The organism is Streptomyces sp. NPDC005181 (assembly GCF_040608395.1).
In the GTDB taxonomy this organism is placed as follows: domain Bacteria; phylum Actinomycetota; class Actinomycetes; order Streptomycetales; family Streptomycetaceae; genus Streptomyces.
In genome coordinates this window covers 40,407-56,135 of record NZ_JBEXID010000015.1, presented here as the reverse complement: position 1 = coordinate 56,135, position 15,729 = coordinate 40,407, and the positions used below count along the sequence as shown (strand labels likewise).

7 protein-coding genes are annotated in these 15,729 nt (G+C 72.8%); all 7 read right to left on the bottom strand.

The window, feature by feature from the left end:
- Positions 1 to 24: 24 nt before the first annotated feature.
- Genes ABZV38_RS13105 through ABZV38_RS13075 form a run of 7 tightly spaced genes read right to left on the bottom strand, consistent with a single transcriptional unit; the run spans position 25 to position 15,662 of the window.
- Positions 25 to 2,622, bottom strand: a complete 2,598-nt coding sequence (locus tag ABZV38_RS13105) for an amino acid adenylation domain-containing protein (RefSeq protein WP_356326873.1) — start codon at positions 2,620 to 2,622, stop codon at positions 25 to 27.
- Positions 2,623 to 2,651: 29 nt separating this feature from the next.
- Complete coding sequence (locus ABZV38_RS13100) at positions 2,652 to 3,497, bottom strand: SDR family oxidoreductase (protein ID WP_356326872.1); 846 nt, start codon at positions 3,495 to 3,497, stop codon at positions 2,652 to 2,654.
- Complete coding sequence (locus ABZV38_RS13095) at positions 3,494 to 4,201, bottom strand: alpha/beta fold hydrolase (protein ID WP_356326871.1); 708 nt, start codon at positions 4,199 to 4,201, stop codon at positions 3,494 to 3,496. The genes ABZV38_RS13100 and ABZV38_RS13095 overlap by 4 nt, the downstream gene beginning before the upstream one ends.
- Before the next feature lie 32 nt (positions 4,202 to 4,233).
- Positions 4,234 to 5,544: a M18 family aminopeptidase gene (locus ABZV38_RS13090; protein ID WP_356326870.1), complete on the bottom strand. Its 1,311-nt coding sequence runs from the start codon at positions 5,542 to 5,544 to the stop codon at positions 4,234 to 4,236.
- Entirely contained in the window at positions 5,541 to 11,150 is a 5,610-nt protein-coding gene (locus ABZV38_RS13085) for a MupA/Atu3671 family FMN-dependent luciferase-like monooxygenase (RefSeq protein WP_356326869.1), read from the bottom strand. Before ABZV38_RS13085 ends, ABZV38_RS13090 begins: the two co-directional genes overlap by 4 nt.
- Positions 11,147 to 14,359, bottom strand: coding sequence for a beta-ketoacyl synthase N-terminal-like domain-containing protein (locus ABZV38_RS13080; protein ID WP_356326867.1), 3,213 nt, complete (start codon positions 14,357 to 14,359; stop codon positions 11,147 to 11,149). Before ABZV38_RS13080 ends, ABZV38_RS13085 begins: the two co-directional genes overlap by 4 nt.
- Entirely contained in the window at positions 14,268 to 15,662 is a 1,395-nt protein-coding gene (locus tag ABZV38_RS13075) for an MFS transporter (RefSeq protein WP_356326946.1), read from the bottom strand. The genes ABZV38_RS13080 and ABZV38_RS13075 overlap by 92 nt, the downstream gene beginning before the upstream one ends.
- Positions 15,663 to 15,729: the final 67 nt, after the last annotated feature.

Here is a 15,729-nt window from a genome sequence, read left to right as displayed (position 1 = left end):
TCGCGCGGTGCGGCCACCGCGCCGTCACTCGTCCTCCGCCTCGCTCAGGGACCGGACCGTCGGCGACAGATAGAGCCGTCGCAGCGACACCGGAGGCAGGCCGCGCTCACGCATCGCGGTGGCGAGACGGATCGCGTAGAGCGAATTGCCGCCCAGATCGAAGAAGTTGTCGTCGGGGCCGACCGGCACGCCGAGGACGGACTCCCAGATCCCGGTCAGTTCGGCGAAAGGGCCGGAAGGGATGTCGAGCGGGGCGTCGGCCGGGGCCGTCGGGGCGGGCAGCCGGGACGGGTCCAGCTTGCCGTTCGGGGTGAGCGGCAGCTGCGGCAGGGCGGTCACCGAGGCGGGCAGCATGTGCTCCGGCAGCAGCTTCGCGGCCCGGCGGCGTATGTCGTCGGCCGCGCCGACCGGGTCCGCCGCCAGGACCACGAACGCATCGATCCGCACACCCGCCGCATCCAGGAGCGCGTCCCCGGACACCGTCACAGCCGCCGCGCTCACGGACGGATCGGCCAGCAGTACGTGACGGATCTCGTCGAGCTCGATCCGGAAGCCGCGCACCTTCACCTGGCTGTCGATCCGGCCCAGATGCTCCAGCGTGCCGTCCGGGAGCAGCCGGCCCAGATCGCCGCTGCGGTACATCCGCCCGCCGTGCCACGGGTCGGGTACGAAGCGCTGCCCGGTCAGGTCCGGGCGGCCCAGGTACCCGGTCGCGACCCCGGCGCCGCCGACATGGATCTCGCCGGGCGCACCGGGCGGCACCGGCCTGCCCCGGGCGTCGAGCACGTACACGTACCAGCCGGGCAGCGGACGGCCCACCGAGCGGGAACCGGACATCGCCGTGCGCCGGGTCACTGTCTGCGCCGTGACATGGACCGTCGTCTCGGTGATGCCGAACATGTTGACCAGCCGGCAGCGGTCCTCGGGGTGGCGGTCGAACCAGTCGCGCAGCGGGCGGGCGTCCAGCGGTTCGCCGCCGAGGACGACCAGGCGCAGGGCGAGCGGCCTCCCCTGGCCACGGTGTTCCCGGTCGGTGGCCATGAGCTGGGTGAACGCGGACGGGGTCTGGCTGAGAACGGTGACGCCCTCCCGTACGAGCAGGGCATGGAAGTCCACGGGGGAGCGCGAGACCCAGTAGTCGACCACGACCAGCCGGGCGCCGGTCAGCAGGGCGCCCCAGATCTCCCAGACGGAGAAGTCGAAGGCACTGGAGTGGAAGAGCGTCCAGGTGTCGCCGGGGCCGAGACGGAAGTCGTCGCGGGTGGCGTCGATGAGGGCGAGAACATTGGCGTGCGGCACGACGACACCCTTGGGGCGGCCGGTCGACCCGGAGGTGTGGATGACGTACGCGGGGGCGGGGGCGGGCCGGGCGGCGGAGGCCCGCCGGCCGGCCGGGTGGCCGGTGAGCGGGGCGGTGTCCTCCACCGTCAGCCGCAGGCCGGCGTCCTCGGCGCTGCGGGCGCGGCGGTCCGCGGGGTGATCCGGATCCAGCGGTACATACACCGCGTCCGCCCTGAGGACGGCGAGCATCATCGCGACGAGGTCCGTCGAGCGGGGCAGGCAGAGACCCACATGGTCCCCGGGCCGGACGCCACGGGCGCGCAGCCCGGCGGCCAGTTCGTCGGCGCGGGAGTCCAGCTCCCGGTAGGTGAGGGTGTGCTCGCCGCAGGTCAGAGCGGGCGCGTCGGGGCGCAGGGCGACCTGGTCCGCGAAGGCCTCGTCGATGCGGCGGGAGGGGGGAGGCGGCGGGGCGGCCGGGTGGGGCGGGCGGCCGAGGGAGAGCTGCTCGGCGGACTCCGTCTCGTCGAGCAGGACGAGGTCGACGAGGGGGGTCTCGAGCGGCAGAGTGGCCAACTGGTCCTGGACGCGCGAGATATGGCGCTCGGAAGGGGCGGAGCCGCCGATGGCGTCGTCGATGACGTCGTCGCCCGGAGAACCGAGGGGGGTGGCGAGAAGGTCCGCGACCGTGCGGTCCTCGGACAGGTCGGCTTCGAGCACGGCCCGGCCGTCGAACGCGCCGAGGGTGTGCGGAGACCGGTCGAGCGCCGATACGGGCACGGCCACGCGCACGGACGACCTGCCCTCGTACCGTCCGAGGACGAGTGCGGTGGCGGCAGCGCGCCGCAGGGCCACGGGGTCGGGGACGCGGGCGGGACGTGCCGCGGGGGAGTACTCCGCCGTCCGCACCTCGTGCGGCCCGAGCTCCCCGCAGAGCACGCGAGAGATCAGCTGGAGCGAGGTCGCGTCCAACGCGCTCGGATCGGCGACGAGGACCAGGTCACCGGTACGGGGCACGGGCGTGCGCACCGTGCCTTGCGCGGTCGCGCTCGCGGGGGCGCCCGCGAGCCCGCCCCCGGACTCACCCGCGCCCTCCTCCTCGTACCGCAGCAGCAGCACCCGCAGTCGCTGCCCCGGTCCGAGCGGGCGCCGGGTCTCGGTCTCGCGGCGGCGCGCTGCCTTCTCCGAGTCCGCCGGCGCCGGGACGGTCTCGGTCCACAGCCGGGGGTGCGGGCCGTCCGGCCACCACCGCTTCGACGCCTTCGCGAGCGCGGTCGCGACCGGGCCGTCGTCCGTCGCACCCTGCGGCAGGCGGACCGTCAGCGTGGGGCGGCCAGTTGGCACCGGTGCTCTCCTCCTCGTAGGGGCGCGCCTCAGCGCGTCGTGAACCCGCCGTCGACCGTCAGCACGCTCCCCGTCACCTGACGCGACTCGTCCGACGCCAGCCAGAGCGCCGCGTCCGCGACATCCTGCGGCTCGACGAGTGCGTTCATCGGCTGCGCCTGGACGAACGTCTCCTCGTGCTCGGCGACCGGCACCTCCAGCGACCGGGCGATCTCCGCGAGCATCCGGCCCTCCATCGCCTCGTCGTCCCGCACCGACCCGGGGCACACCGCGTTCACCCGCACCTTGCGCGGCGCGTAGTCCAGTGCGACGGCCTTGGTCAGCCCGACGAGGCCGTGCTTGGCGGCGACATAACCGGCGAAGTGCCGGTAGCCGACCAGGCCCGCCGTCGACGCGATGTTGACGATGGAGCCGGAACCCTGCGCGGTCATCCGCCCGCCGACGGCCCGGATCGCCCGCCAGGCACCGCCGAGATCCACATCGATCATCAGCTGCCACTCGGGTTCGGTGATCTCGTGCGCGGGACGGCCCGAAGGGGCCGCGATCCCCGCGTTGTTGACGAGGACGTCGATCCGCCCGAAGCGCTCCTCCGCATCGTCCGCCGCCGCCTCCAGCGCGCCGAGATCCCGCACGTCCGTCTGCCGGGTCAGCACGGCGGAGCCCGCGTCGCGGCAGAGCTCCGCCGTGTACGCGAGCTGGCTCGCCGAACCGAGCGGATACGGCACGCCGGGCAGCGGGCCCGCCACATCGAGCAGCACCAGATCCGCGCCCTCGCGGGCGAACGTCAGCGCGCAGGCCCTGCCGAGCCCGCGTGCCGCACCCGTGATCAGCGCGGTCCGCCCGGCCAGCCGCCCGGTTCCGCCGCTCGTCGTCATCCCTCGCCCAGTTCGGCGGCGATCAGTGACAGCAGCGCGCCCGGCCGGTCGGCCAGATACATGTGCCCGCCGTCCAGCTCGGCGACGGTCAGCTTCCCGCTCGTCGCCCACCCCCACTCGGCAGCGCCGGCCGCACCGACCAGCGTGTCCGCACGCCCGCGGACCGAGACGACACGCACGGTCAGCGGCCGCTCGGAGGCCGGCCGGTAGCTCTCGTGCAGCTGTACGTCGGCCCGGAGCGACGGCAGCAGCAGCTCCCGCATCTCCGGGTTCTCCAGCGCCGGATGCGCGTACCCGGCGAAGCTCTTCACCCGTGCGACGAACTCGTCCTCCGGCAGCTCGCCCGCCCGGTCCGTGCGGGCGGTCCACGGACCGGGCGAGCCGCTGACGAAGAGCGTGTGGAGACGGATCCCGGGCGCTCGTTCGAGGCGGTGCGCCAGCTCGTACGCGAGCACCGCGCCCATGCTGTGCCCGAACACGGCCACCCGCCGGCCCGTGCTCCCGAGCGCGGCGGTGACCTGGGCGTACACATCATCCACGGCCTCGGCCGCCGAGGTGTACGCGGGCTCGGCGAACCGCTTCTCCCGGCCCGGCAGCTGCACCGGCAGGATCGTCAGCCCCGCCGGGGCCTGCCCCTGCCACGGCGTGAAGAACGACGCACCCGCCCCGGCGAAGGGCAGGCAGATCAGGACAGTCTCTTCCACGGTCTCTCTTCCGGTCTCGGTGTACGGGAGGGTCAGCCGGACGTCACGAACGCGCCCAGGATGGCGGCCAGATACGCCGGGTCGTCCGCCCCGCACAGCTCGCGCGCCGAGTGCATGGAGAGTCCCGGCACCCCTACATCGACCGTCGCGACCCCCAGCCGGGCCGCGGTGAGCGGACCGATCGACGTACCGCACGGCATCGCGTTGTTGGAGACGAACGGCTGCCACGGTGCGCCCGCCCGCTCGCATGCCGCAGCGAACACGGCCATACCGGTGCTGTCGGTGGCGTACCGCTGATTGACGTTGACCTTGATCGTCGGTCCGCCGTTGGGCAGCGGGTGGTGGTCCGGGTCGTGCCGCTCCGCGTAGTTGGGATGCACCGCGTGCGCCATGTCGGCGGAGACGCAGAAGGCCCCCGACACCGCCCGCGCCCAGTCCTCCGAGCTGCCGCCGCGCGCGGTGACGGAGCGGCCGAGGACCCGCTCCAGCATGGGGCTCTGCGCACCCGTCTCGGAACCGCTGCCGACCTCCTCGTGGTCGAAGGCCGCCAGGACCGGGATGTACGCGGGCCGCTCGGCTCCCGTCGCCGCGCCGGCCAGGGCGGTGACGCCCGCGTGCACCGACACGAGGTTGTCCAGTCGTGAGGAGACGACGAACTCCCGGCCCACGCCCAGGTATCCGGGCGGCTGGATGTCGTGCAGCATCAGGTCCCAGCCGAGCACCTCGTACGGATCCACCTCGGCGGCGGCCGCCACCCGGCGCAGCAGCGCACCTTCCTCGGGGGCGCCGAGCGCCCACAGCGGGGCGACATGGCGCTGCCGGTCGAGCGTCAGCCCCTCGTTGACGGAACGGTCCAGGTGGATCGCCAGCTGAGGCACCCTCAGCAGCGGTTCGTCGATCTGGATCAGCCGCGACTCGGTCGTGCCGCCGGGCCCGCGCAGCGCCAGCCGGCCGGAGATGCCCAGGTCACGGTCGAGCCAGGTGTTGAGCGGGACCCCGCCGTAGATCTCCACGGCGATCTGGCGCCAGCCCGCCGAGCCGGTGTCGGGGGTGGGCTTGATCCGCAGGTTCGGCGAGTCGGTGTGCGTGCCGACGATGCGGAACGGGGTGTGCGCGGCGGCGTCCTCGGGGACGTACCACGCGATCAGGGCGCCACCTCGGGCGACGAAGCTGCCGCCGGTCGTGCCCGCCCAGTCGTCCGTACCGCGCAGCTCGCGGAAGCCGGCCTTCTCCAGCCGTTGGATGGCGCTCGCCACCGCGTGGTACGGGGACGGGCTGGCCCGGATGAAGGAGAGCAAGTCGTCGGTGTGGCTGCGGTGACTGGGGTGGGGGGCCGGCGTCATACGGCGTCCGCCTTTCCGCTGTTCGGCTTCGAGGGTGAGGGTGGGGATGAAGGCTTCGGGGGCGTGGGTGACGGGGACGACGGGAGCAGCAGTTCCCGGACCGGGCGGTCCGGCCGGGCGCAGAACTCTTCGAGCAGCGCGATGTACCGGCTGAGGAGTTCTTCAGCTGTCTCCCGGTCCCACAGGTCGGCGGAGTACTCCAGGAACGTCCGATAACCCTTCGTACGGTCCCGGCACGGCGCAAGCCCGAAGCACAGCTCGCTGCGTGAAAGAGGCGGTGCCAGATCCTCCACCTCGACGCCCAGCCCGGGGATCTCGATGTCCGTGTCGAGGGAGTTCTGGAAGGCGAGCACATGCGGTACGCGGTCCGGTACGTCGTCCGCGCCCGCATCGCGCATCGCCTGCATGATCCGGGCCGTCGGCAGCACATGCGCCATCGCCCCCATCGCCCCTGCTCCGGTGCGCGCCGCCAGCTCGGCGCAGGTGGTCTCAAGATTGGCCGAATCCTGTCGTACGCGGACCATCACAGCCGTCGACGTCATGGCGACGAGCGACTCGAAGGCGGTGCCCTGACGGTTGGCGTACGGGACGCTCAGCAGAATGTCCGGCTCCCCGGAGAGCCTGGTCAGAAACACTCCGAGCGCCGTGGCCGCCACCGCGAACGGGGTGGTGTGCACAGCCGCGGCGAACTCCTCGACGGCCGCCCGCACCGCCCCCGACGCCCGGCCGCGAATCGTGCCGCCGAGCCCGCTGAGCTGCTCGGGCCGGGGGCGGTCGGTCGGTACGGGCACCCGGGACGGCACTCCGTCCAGATATGCGGCGCAGTGTGCGGCCCGGCGGGCCTCGGTCTCCGGGTCGTCCTGGGCACGCTGCCAGCGGGCGTACTCCGTGACCTGCGAGCCCGGCGGGTCGAGGGTGTGCGGCACGCCCGTCGCCGCCGCGGTGTACAGCGCGGCGATCTCGGCGAGCAGCAGCGACAGGGACCAGCCGTCGGCGGTGATGTGGTGCAGGACGAACATCAGCGCCCAGCGGTCCTCCTCGACGCGCAGCAGTCGCAGTCTCGGCAGCGCGGGCTGCGAGAGATCGAAGCCGCTCGCGGCGGTCTCGCGGCACAACTCCTCGGCCCGGGGCCGTCGTTGGTCCGGCGGCAGGACGGTGAGGTCCTCGACGGGCAGATCGACGGGTTGCGCGGCAACGACTTCCTGCCACCAGGACGCGTGCTCCTCGACGAACCGGGTCCGCAGCGAGTGGTGCCGGGCCAGCAGCTCGGTGAGCGCGGACCGCAGCGCCGGCACGTCCAGCGGGCCGGTGAAGGTGATCCGGGTCGGAACGTTCCACACCTCGCAGTGCGGTACGGAGTGGTGGCCGGCGATCATCCGGGCCTGTTGGTCGCTGACCGGGGCGCGGTCGATGATCTCGACGTCGTCCCCGGTGGGTGCGGGCTCGGGCACGAGCCGGTCGGTCATCGCCCGCAGCGTGGCCTCGGAGAAGAAGTCCGCCATCGGATAGTCGACGCCGAGCGCGTCCCGTACCCGGTTGACCAGGCGGATCGCGGCGATCGAATTGCCGCCGAGGTCGAAGAAGTTGGTCTCGGCGGGGAAGCCGCGGACGTCGAGGACGGACTCCCAGACCTCCCGGAGCGTGTCCGCGGTGGAGTGCGGTGGCTCGTCCCCGGTGGCCCTGCCACCACCCGTCATCGACTCCAGTGTCCCGACCAGCTCGTCGAGATACCCGCGCGCCGTCTCCGCGTCGAACAGATCCGCGTCGTAGCGCAGCCGCAGCCGCAGGCCCGATGCGGTACGCGTCGCCATCAGGGCCAGTTCCAGCGGGGCGGACTCCGTCCCGCCGGGCACCTCCTCGGCCCGCAGTCCCGGCAGGTCGATCCGGGACAGCGTCTCGTTGTCCAGGTCCACCGACACGGTGATCAGGGGGCGCGGGTTGCCCGGGTCAGGGTGCGCCCCGGCGAGCAGGGCGTCCAGGTCGACGTGCTGCCGCTTGTCCGCCTCGCGCAATGCGCGCCCGGTGGCTCGTACCGCGTCGGCGGTGTCCGTACCGTCCGGCAGCGACACCCGCAGCGGCAACAGCGCCACATGGAAGCCGACGGTGTCCCGGGTCTCCGGGGTACGCCGCCCGAAGGTGGACCCGAGCACGAACTCGTCCTGCCCCGACCGCCCGCGCAGCACCAGCTGCCATGCCGTGCACAGCGTCGCGAAGAGTGTGGCGCCCTGCTCCCCGCTCCACTCCTGCCACCGCACGGTCGGTTCCCGGCCGACCTGTACGGCCACCGCCCCGCCGCGCCCCGCGACCCGGCGCTCCCGCGGCCGGTCGGTGGGCAGCTCGAGCACCGGTGGCTTCTCGCCCAACTGCTCGCGCCACCACGTCAGATCGGCCGGGTCCCGGGGCGGCTGCGGTGCGCCGGCCGTCGTGCCGGCGGGCCGTGCGAAGACCGGCGCACGGTTCTCCACCGCCGCCCGGTACAGCTCCTCCAGGTCATGCGTCACCAGCCCCGCGGAGTGGGTGTCGGTGACGATGTGGTGCATCCCGAGCACGAGCACCTGGTCGTCGTCCGCGAGCCGGATCAGCCGGGGCGTGAACAGCGGCCCCTCGGCCAGGTCGTACCCGCGCCCGCTCTCCTCGGCGAGCGCCGCTGCGATCGTCCGGTCGGCCCGGCCGGGGGACTGCCCCCGGGCGTCTGTCACCAGGAGCGGGATCCGCAGACCGGGGCGGACGACCTGGACCACGGTCTCGTCGCCGCTCCCGGACCGGAACACGGTCCGCAGCCCGGCATGGCGGGCGACCAGCCCGTCCAGGGCGGTACGGAGGGCGCACTCGTCGAGCCGGCCGTGCAGGCGGACCGCCTGGGTCTCGTTGTACGCGGCGGAGTTGCCGAGCAGCCGGGCCGCGAGCCACAGTCGCCGCTGCGCGGAGGTGGCCGGCGCGGTGATGTCCTGCGCCTCCGGCGGGTCCTGCGGTTCCTGTTTCTCCGGCGGCTTCCGCTCCCGGATGCGGCGCCGCAGCAGATCCAGCTGTTCCAGCCCCGCCCGCATACGCTCCTCGGGCAGCCCGAAGTCGACGAGCGCGGCGATCTCGTCGGCCCCGGCCCTGTGCAGGGCGTCGACGAGCGGGGCGCAGCTCTCCGGGGTGCCGATCAGTGCCCGCTGGTCGCAGTACCGGTCGTACGCCCGGCGGAAGAGATAGTCCAGGTCGTCCTCGTCGGCCGTCGCCACGTCCTCGGGGCTGCGGCCGAGCGCGGTGGCGGCCGACCGCATCAGCAGCGACGAGCGCAGATAGCGGCTCATCGGCTCCAGCGCCTCGGCCCGCGCGGCGGCGTGATCCGTACCGAGGTAGGTGTGGACCAGGACCGTCACCCGGCCGCCGTCCGGATCGCGTCCGCAGTCGGCGCGCACCTGCCGGTAGTGGTCGATGTTCGCGGCCAGTTCGGCCACGCTCTGGCTCATGAGGTTGGTGACGATCCCCAGTCCGCGCCGGGCCGCCTCCCCGTACGAGGCACGCTGCCCGGAGGTGGCGAGGAACATCGGTGGCTCGGCCTGCACCGGACGGGGGTGGATGCGTACATCGGTATCGGCGCCCTCGCCCGTCCGCCGCGCGACGGACTCGCCGGCCCACAGTCGGCGGACGTCGTCGAGATGGGAGAAGGCGATCTCCCGGCGGTCCTCGAAGCGGTCCGGGTGCAGGGCGAAGTCCTGCGCGTGCCAGCCGGTGGCGCAGCCGATGCCGACCCGCCCGCCGGACAGGTTGTCGACGACCGACCACTCCTCGGCTACCCGGATCGGGTCGTGCAGCGGCAGAACGACCGAGCCCGCGTTGATCCTGATCCGCTCGGTCTCACGGGCGAGGACGGCGGCGAGTACGGCCGGGTTGGGGAAGAGGCCGCCGAAGGAGTGGAAGTGCCGCTCGGGCAGCCAGACGGAGCTGAAGCCGCGCTCGTCGGCGAAGCGGGCGGTTTCGACGACGCTGTCGTACGCCTGGGCCGTGTCCACGGTCTCCGGGTAGTCGCCGAAGAAGTAGATGCCGAGGGCGGGGGCGGGGCGCGGGCGGGTGCGCGGAGCGGGCAGCGGCCGGGCGGCCCGCTTCGCCGACGGGAAGAAGCTGCCGTCGCGCAGCTCGCGCAGCGAACCCTCCACGGCGCCGGCGACCGCCGCCACGTCGTCGTCGGTGTGCGCGGTGGAGAGATAGAAGCTGCGCCACTCCCAGACGTACAGGCCGCGCAGCAGGAGGTGGTGGTAGAGCAGCTCCATGTCGGCGCGGTGCGTGAACCGGAACATCGAGCCGAAGTGCGCCAGTTCGAGCGGGAACTCCTCGTCCCGGAAGAAGCGGTTGAGGCGGTGGGCGAGCGCGTCGGTCCGGGCGTTCAGCCCCTCCTGGAGACCGGGGCCCTCCTCCTTGAGGTGGGTCAGCACCGCCCGCGCCGCGGCCATCGAGAGCGGGTGCTGCATATACGTACCGCCGAAGAAGGTGGTCTCGTGCGGGGGCCTGCTGTCGTCCCCGTACTGCCAGAGACCGCCGTCGACACCGTCGAGGATGTCGGCGCGCCCCGCGATCGCGCCGATCGGGAAGCCGCTGCCGAGCGCTTTGCCGTAGGTGGCCAGGTCGGGGACGACGCCGAAGTGGTGCTGGGCGCCGCGCGGGTGCGGGCGCAGGCCGGTCAGCATCTCGTCGAAGAGGAGCACGATGCCGCGGCGGGCGGTGAGGTCGCGCAGCGACCGCAGGAAGTCGGTCGGGCGGAGTGCGGGGTTGCGGCACTGTACGGGCTCGACGAGGACGGCCGCCACGGTGTCACCGAGCGCGTCGATGGTGTCGAGGGCATCCTGGCTGCCGTACTCCAGCACGATCAGCTCTGCGACGGCGCTTGCGGGGATGCCGCGCGAGACAGGGACGGCGCCTCGGCCGCCCGGACCGCCGGGGCGGCCGAGCACGGAGTCGATGTGCCCGTGGTACGAGCCGCGGAACATGACGACCTTGTCGCGTCCGGTCGCGGCCCGGGCCAGCCGGACCGCCGCCGAGTTCGCCTCCGTACCGGAGCTCGCGAACGCCACCCGCTCCATCCCTGTCAAATCGGTGAGAAGCGCGGCCACTTCACCGGTATCGGGGGAGCGGGGGCCGAACCGGAGACCCCGCGAGAGATGGCGCTGTACGGCATCGGTGACGAACTCCGGCTCGTGCCCGAAGAGCAGGGCTCCGAAGCCCATGGTGATGTCGGTGTAGTCGTTGCCGTCGACATCGGTGAGCCGTGATCCGTGCGCGGACCGGGCGGCGATCGGGTACAGCATCTCTTTTGTGGTCTGGCGGAACCCGACGACGGCCCGGCTGTCGGCGAGCACCGGCCGATGCTGCTGCGCCAGTTCCTTCGAGGTGCGGGTGCGCTCGGTGAACCGCCGGACGAGGGAAGCGGTGTGCGCGCGCTGGGCGGCGTCGGCGCCCGCCCCGGCCATGCCGGCCGTGGGATCCACGACAAGGCGGGGGCCGTGCTGAGCGGCACCGGGTGAGGGGGAGGAGACCGCGGCGGCTGCGAGCTGTTCGGTCAGGCGTCGCGAGAGTCCCGCCGCGCGGGCCACCTCGGCGGCCGCACCGTCCGCGTGGCTCATCGGCGGTCCCCCTCGGGGACGGAGGCGGGGGCGGAGATGCCGGTCAGCAGGGCTACGGCATCCGAGAGCTGGGTGAGCATCGCGGCCTGGGTCCGGGCCAACTGGCTCACCTGACGGCTCAGTTCCTCGACCTCGGCGCGCGTCGCGTAGACCGGTTCCGACCCGGCCGCCACCGGCGGCTGCGGAGCGGTGCGCGTCGATATCAGGCGAGCCGTGAGCCTGGGGGTGCCCGCCTCCTCCAGTATCTCCCGTATCGCAATCTCCGTACCGAACTCCGCCTCCAACTGCCGCACCATGCCGATTAGTTGAAGCGAGTCGGCGCCGAGTCCGACATACGTCCTGTCCGCACCGACCTCCGACGGCTGATAGCCGAGATGGCCGGCGGTCAGCGCCAGCACCCGGTCCAGTACGGCCTGTTCAGTCATGCCATCCTCCGTTGTGCGCTCGGGTACGTACGAAGTCGTCGGGACCGGCGGCGGACCGATCCAGTGGGACTGACGCCGGAACGGATACGTCGGCAGCGGCACCCGCCGCCCGCCGCACCCCGCGACCAGAGCCGCCCAGTCGACGGTCACCCCCGCGCAGTGCAGCCGGGCCACCGCGTGCCGGAACGCCGATGTCGCTACGGGGGCGGAGCCCGGCAGCACCCGGCGCGCCATCCCGGTCAGCGCGGCGGAGGGGCCGAGTTCGAGGAGGACCGCGCCGGCGGGGCCGGTGGGTCCGGTGGGTTGGGCGGATCCGGTGGATCCTATGGCCCGCAGTACCGCGTGGAAGTCGGCGGTCCGGCGCGTCTGCCGGATCAGATAGTCGGCATCGGGCCGCCACCCCGGGCGCCGCACCGCCCCGTCGAGCCCGCTGACGAACGGTGTACGGAGCGGGAGCAGCCCGGTCTTCCCGATGGCGGTCCGCAGCTCGTCGAGGACCGGATCGAGCAGGGCGGTGTGAAAGGCCCGGTCCACGGCCAGCGGCTCGTACGGCTCTGCGCCCGCCGCCAGCAGGGCGCGCGCGGCCTCGACCGCCTCCGGGGGCCCGGCGACGACATGGTGGGCCGGCCCGTTGACCACGGCGAGCTCCAGCCCCTCGACAGCGGCCTGCAACTCCCGTACCCGCGACCCCGGTACGAACACCGCGAGCATCGCACCGGCCGCCGACTGCTCCTGCATCAGCCGCCCGCGCCGGCACAGCAGCCGCATCCCGTCCCCCATGCTCAGCGCCCCGGCCACGCAGAGCGCCGCGTACTCGCCGACACTGTGCCCGGCGACCAGCGAGGGCGTGACGCCGAGCTGCTCCCAGAGGCGGGCCTGGGCGATCTGGAGGGCGAAGAGGGCGGGCTGGGCGAAGTCGGTGGTCCAGGCGGCCGGACCGTGGCCGTGCACGACCCGGTCGAGGAAGTCGCCGTTCCCGGTCTCCTCCTCGTACACGCGGGCGCAGGCGACGAGCACCTCGGCCACGACGGGGAAGCGGGCGGCCGGCTCCGCGCCCATGCCCGGATGTCCGCCGCCCTGCCCGCTGAAGAGGAAGACGGGCCGCTCCGGCTCCTGCTCGACGACCCCGGCGTCGTACGCGTCGCCCGAGGGCGCCCCCGCCAGGAACGCATCCAGCCCCGCCACCGGATCCTCGGACGTCACGACCAGCCGGTGGCCCAAGTGGCGTCGCCCCAGCGCGGCCGTGACCAGCAGATCGGCGGGCGCCGTCCCGGCCCCGCGCGTCAGCCGCTCGCGGAACGCGCGGGCGTACGCCACCAGGGCCTCATGGCTCGCGCCGGACAGCGGCAGCAGGGGCAGAGTCTCCGGGGAAACGTTCCGCTCCGGCCCCCGGTCCCGCCTCCGCTCCCTCTCCCGCACCGCAGGCGCCTGCTCCAGAATCACGTGCGCATTGGTACCGCCCATCCCGATGGAGTGCACCCCGGCTCGCCGTACCTCTCCACGCACCGGCCAGGGAGTCTCCCGCGCCGGCAGGACAAAGGGACTCGACTCGACGGCGAGCGCCGGATTCGGCGCCCGGAAGTTCACCAGCGGCGGGACGATCCCGTGCCGCAGCACCAGGACCGCCTTGATCAGCCCGGCCAGCCCCGCCGCACTGTCCAGGTGCCCGATGGCGGGCTTGGTGGAGCCCAGCGCGCAGAACCCGGTCCGGTCGGTGTGCCGGCGGAAGGCTTCCGTGAGGGCGGCGAACTCGATCGGGTCGCCTTTGAACGTGCCCGTGCCGTGCGCCTCCACGTAACCCACCGATTCCGCCGGGATCCCGGCGGCCCGCAGCGCGCCCAGCACCGCATCTCGCTGCCCGGCGACACCCGGCGCGGCGAAACCGGCTTTCGCCGCACCGTCGTTGGTGACCGACGAGCCCAGGATCACGGCGTGCACGGTGTCCCCGTCGGCGAGCGCCCGGTCCAGCGGCTTCAGCAGGACGGCAGCGACACCGTTGCCGCCGACCGTGCCGTCCGCATCTGCGTCGAAGGCCCGCACGGCACCGGTCCGGGACAGCGTGGAACCCTTCACATGGCGGTGCCCGGTCACCTGCGGCAGGTGCAGCGCCGCCGAGCCGACCAGCATCAGATCGGCGTCACCGGCGCGCAGCGCCTGACAGGCCAGATGCACGGAGACCAGCGAACTGGAACAGGCCGTCGCCACATTGACCGCGGGACCGGTCAGGCCGAGCCGGAACGCGGCTCTATTGGCTGTGAAATCAGGGTAGTTGCCGACCTGGACCTGTTTGACGGTCAGCCAGTCACCGGACCGTGCCTCGGTGGCCAGATTCTCGGCGAGATAGCTGTGCAGGGAGTAGAGGCGGTAACCGGCGCTCCCGTACACCCCTATCCGCAGCGACTCGTCGCGACCGGCATATCCGCCGTCCTCCAGGGCGTGGAAGCAGCACTCCAGGAAGAGCCGCTGCTGCGGATCGGTGAGCGCCGCCTCGCGCCCGCTCATCCCGAAGAACCCGGCGTCGAACCCGTCGATGCCGCCGTGCCCGTCGCCGCCCAGCAGCGCCGCCGCCCCGACGAACCCCTCCGCCCCGTACTCCGCCTCCGGTATCCCGGCGGCGGCGAACTCGGCCCCGGTGAACCGGCGTACGCGCGAAACGCCCGCCCGGATGTCGCGCCAGTACTGCTCGGGGCTGTCAGCTCCCGGGAACCTCAGCGCCATCCCGATCACCGCGATGCGGTTCTCGTTCTCCCGCTCCCGCTCCCGCTCTCCCGCCGTCTCCGCCACCGCGCCTCTCTCCCCTCCGCAGCCCCGCCACCCGGAGCAGGAACGCCACCGCGACCACCATCGCAGCGCCATGGGACCATCCCACGACCGTCAATGGGCTGTAGCGGTCAAGTGCCGCTGCGACAAGGATCATTCCGACGCCGAAGCCGAGATTCTCGAACGTCGCGGAGAGCCCGAACGCATGCCCGCGCAGGTCGGCGGAGAGCGTCTGCAGATGCGAGGTGTACGAGACCTCCGTGAGCCCGTCGGCCGCGCCCGCGACCAGTGCGATCACCCCCGTAGCCACCAGCGGGAACCCCGCGAACGCGAGGATGAACGCCCCGGACATCACGATCGTGCCGTAACCGAAGCCCAGCGCACCCACCGACCGGCCGGTGCGCTTCGCGTACCGCTGGATCACCTGCTGCGCGACGACGTTCCCCAGCGCCCACAGGCACCAGAAGGCGCTGACGAACACGGCCGGGCGCGAGGCGTCGAGCTCGGTGGAGTAGATCGGCAGCGCCGCGTTGTGTGACGACGAGCCGAACGCGTCCACCCCGCGCAGCGCCACCATCAGACCGAGACCGGGCGCGGCGGCCAGCGCGACGAACGCGACGGGCATCCGCCGCCGCCCCGTCTTCTCCGCGGCCGCCGCACCCTGTTCGGCACGCCCGCCGGAATCCCCCTCCGAATCCGGCCGAGCGCTCTTCCCTCTGCCTCCGCCCGCGATCGGCAGCAGCGCCACCGTCACGGCACAGATCACAAAGGTGGCCATGTCCACCACGAAGGCGGCGGTGTACCCGACCAGCGACACCACCACACCGGCCGATGCGAAGCCGGCCACCATCGCCAGCGAACGCCCGGTGATGGAAAGGGAGTTCGCCCAGCCGCGCCGGTCGGCGCCCACCATCTCGGGAATGGAACTGCGCAGCGACACCATGAACAGCGTTCCGCAGGACCCGACCACCACGGAGACGGCCACCAGTGCGCCCGTCCGCAGCCCGTCGGGCGCAAGGACCAGCAGCAGCATCACCGCCGCCTGCGCCACATTCGTCCAGAGCATCACGGCCTTGGCGGTGAAGCGCGCGAGCAGCGTGCCGGCCGTCAGACCGGCGGCAAAGCCGGACCCCAGTCGCACCGCCATGAACAGCCCCATGGCGATTGCCCGGCCCGTCGTCTCATAGACGAACAGATTGAGCGCCACCATATTCAGGAAGGTTCCGTACGAAGAGATGGCGTATCCGGCGACGAGGAATCGATAACGCCGTTCGCCGTGCGTCGTGCGGTCCGGTCCGTCGCCGGAATGGCTGTTGGTCTGGTCGATGCCGAGCGTCACCCGGACATACTCGTCGAGCAACCACGACCCCTGATGTCGAGCCGTTTGCACAAAT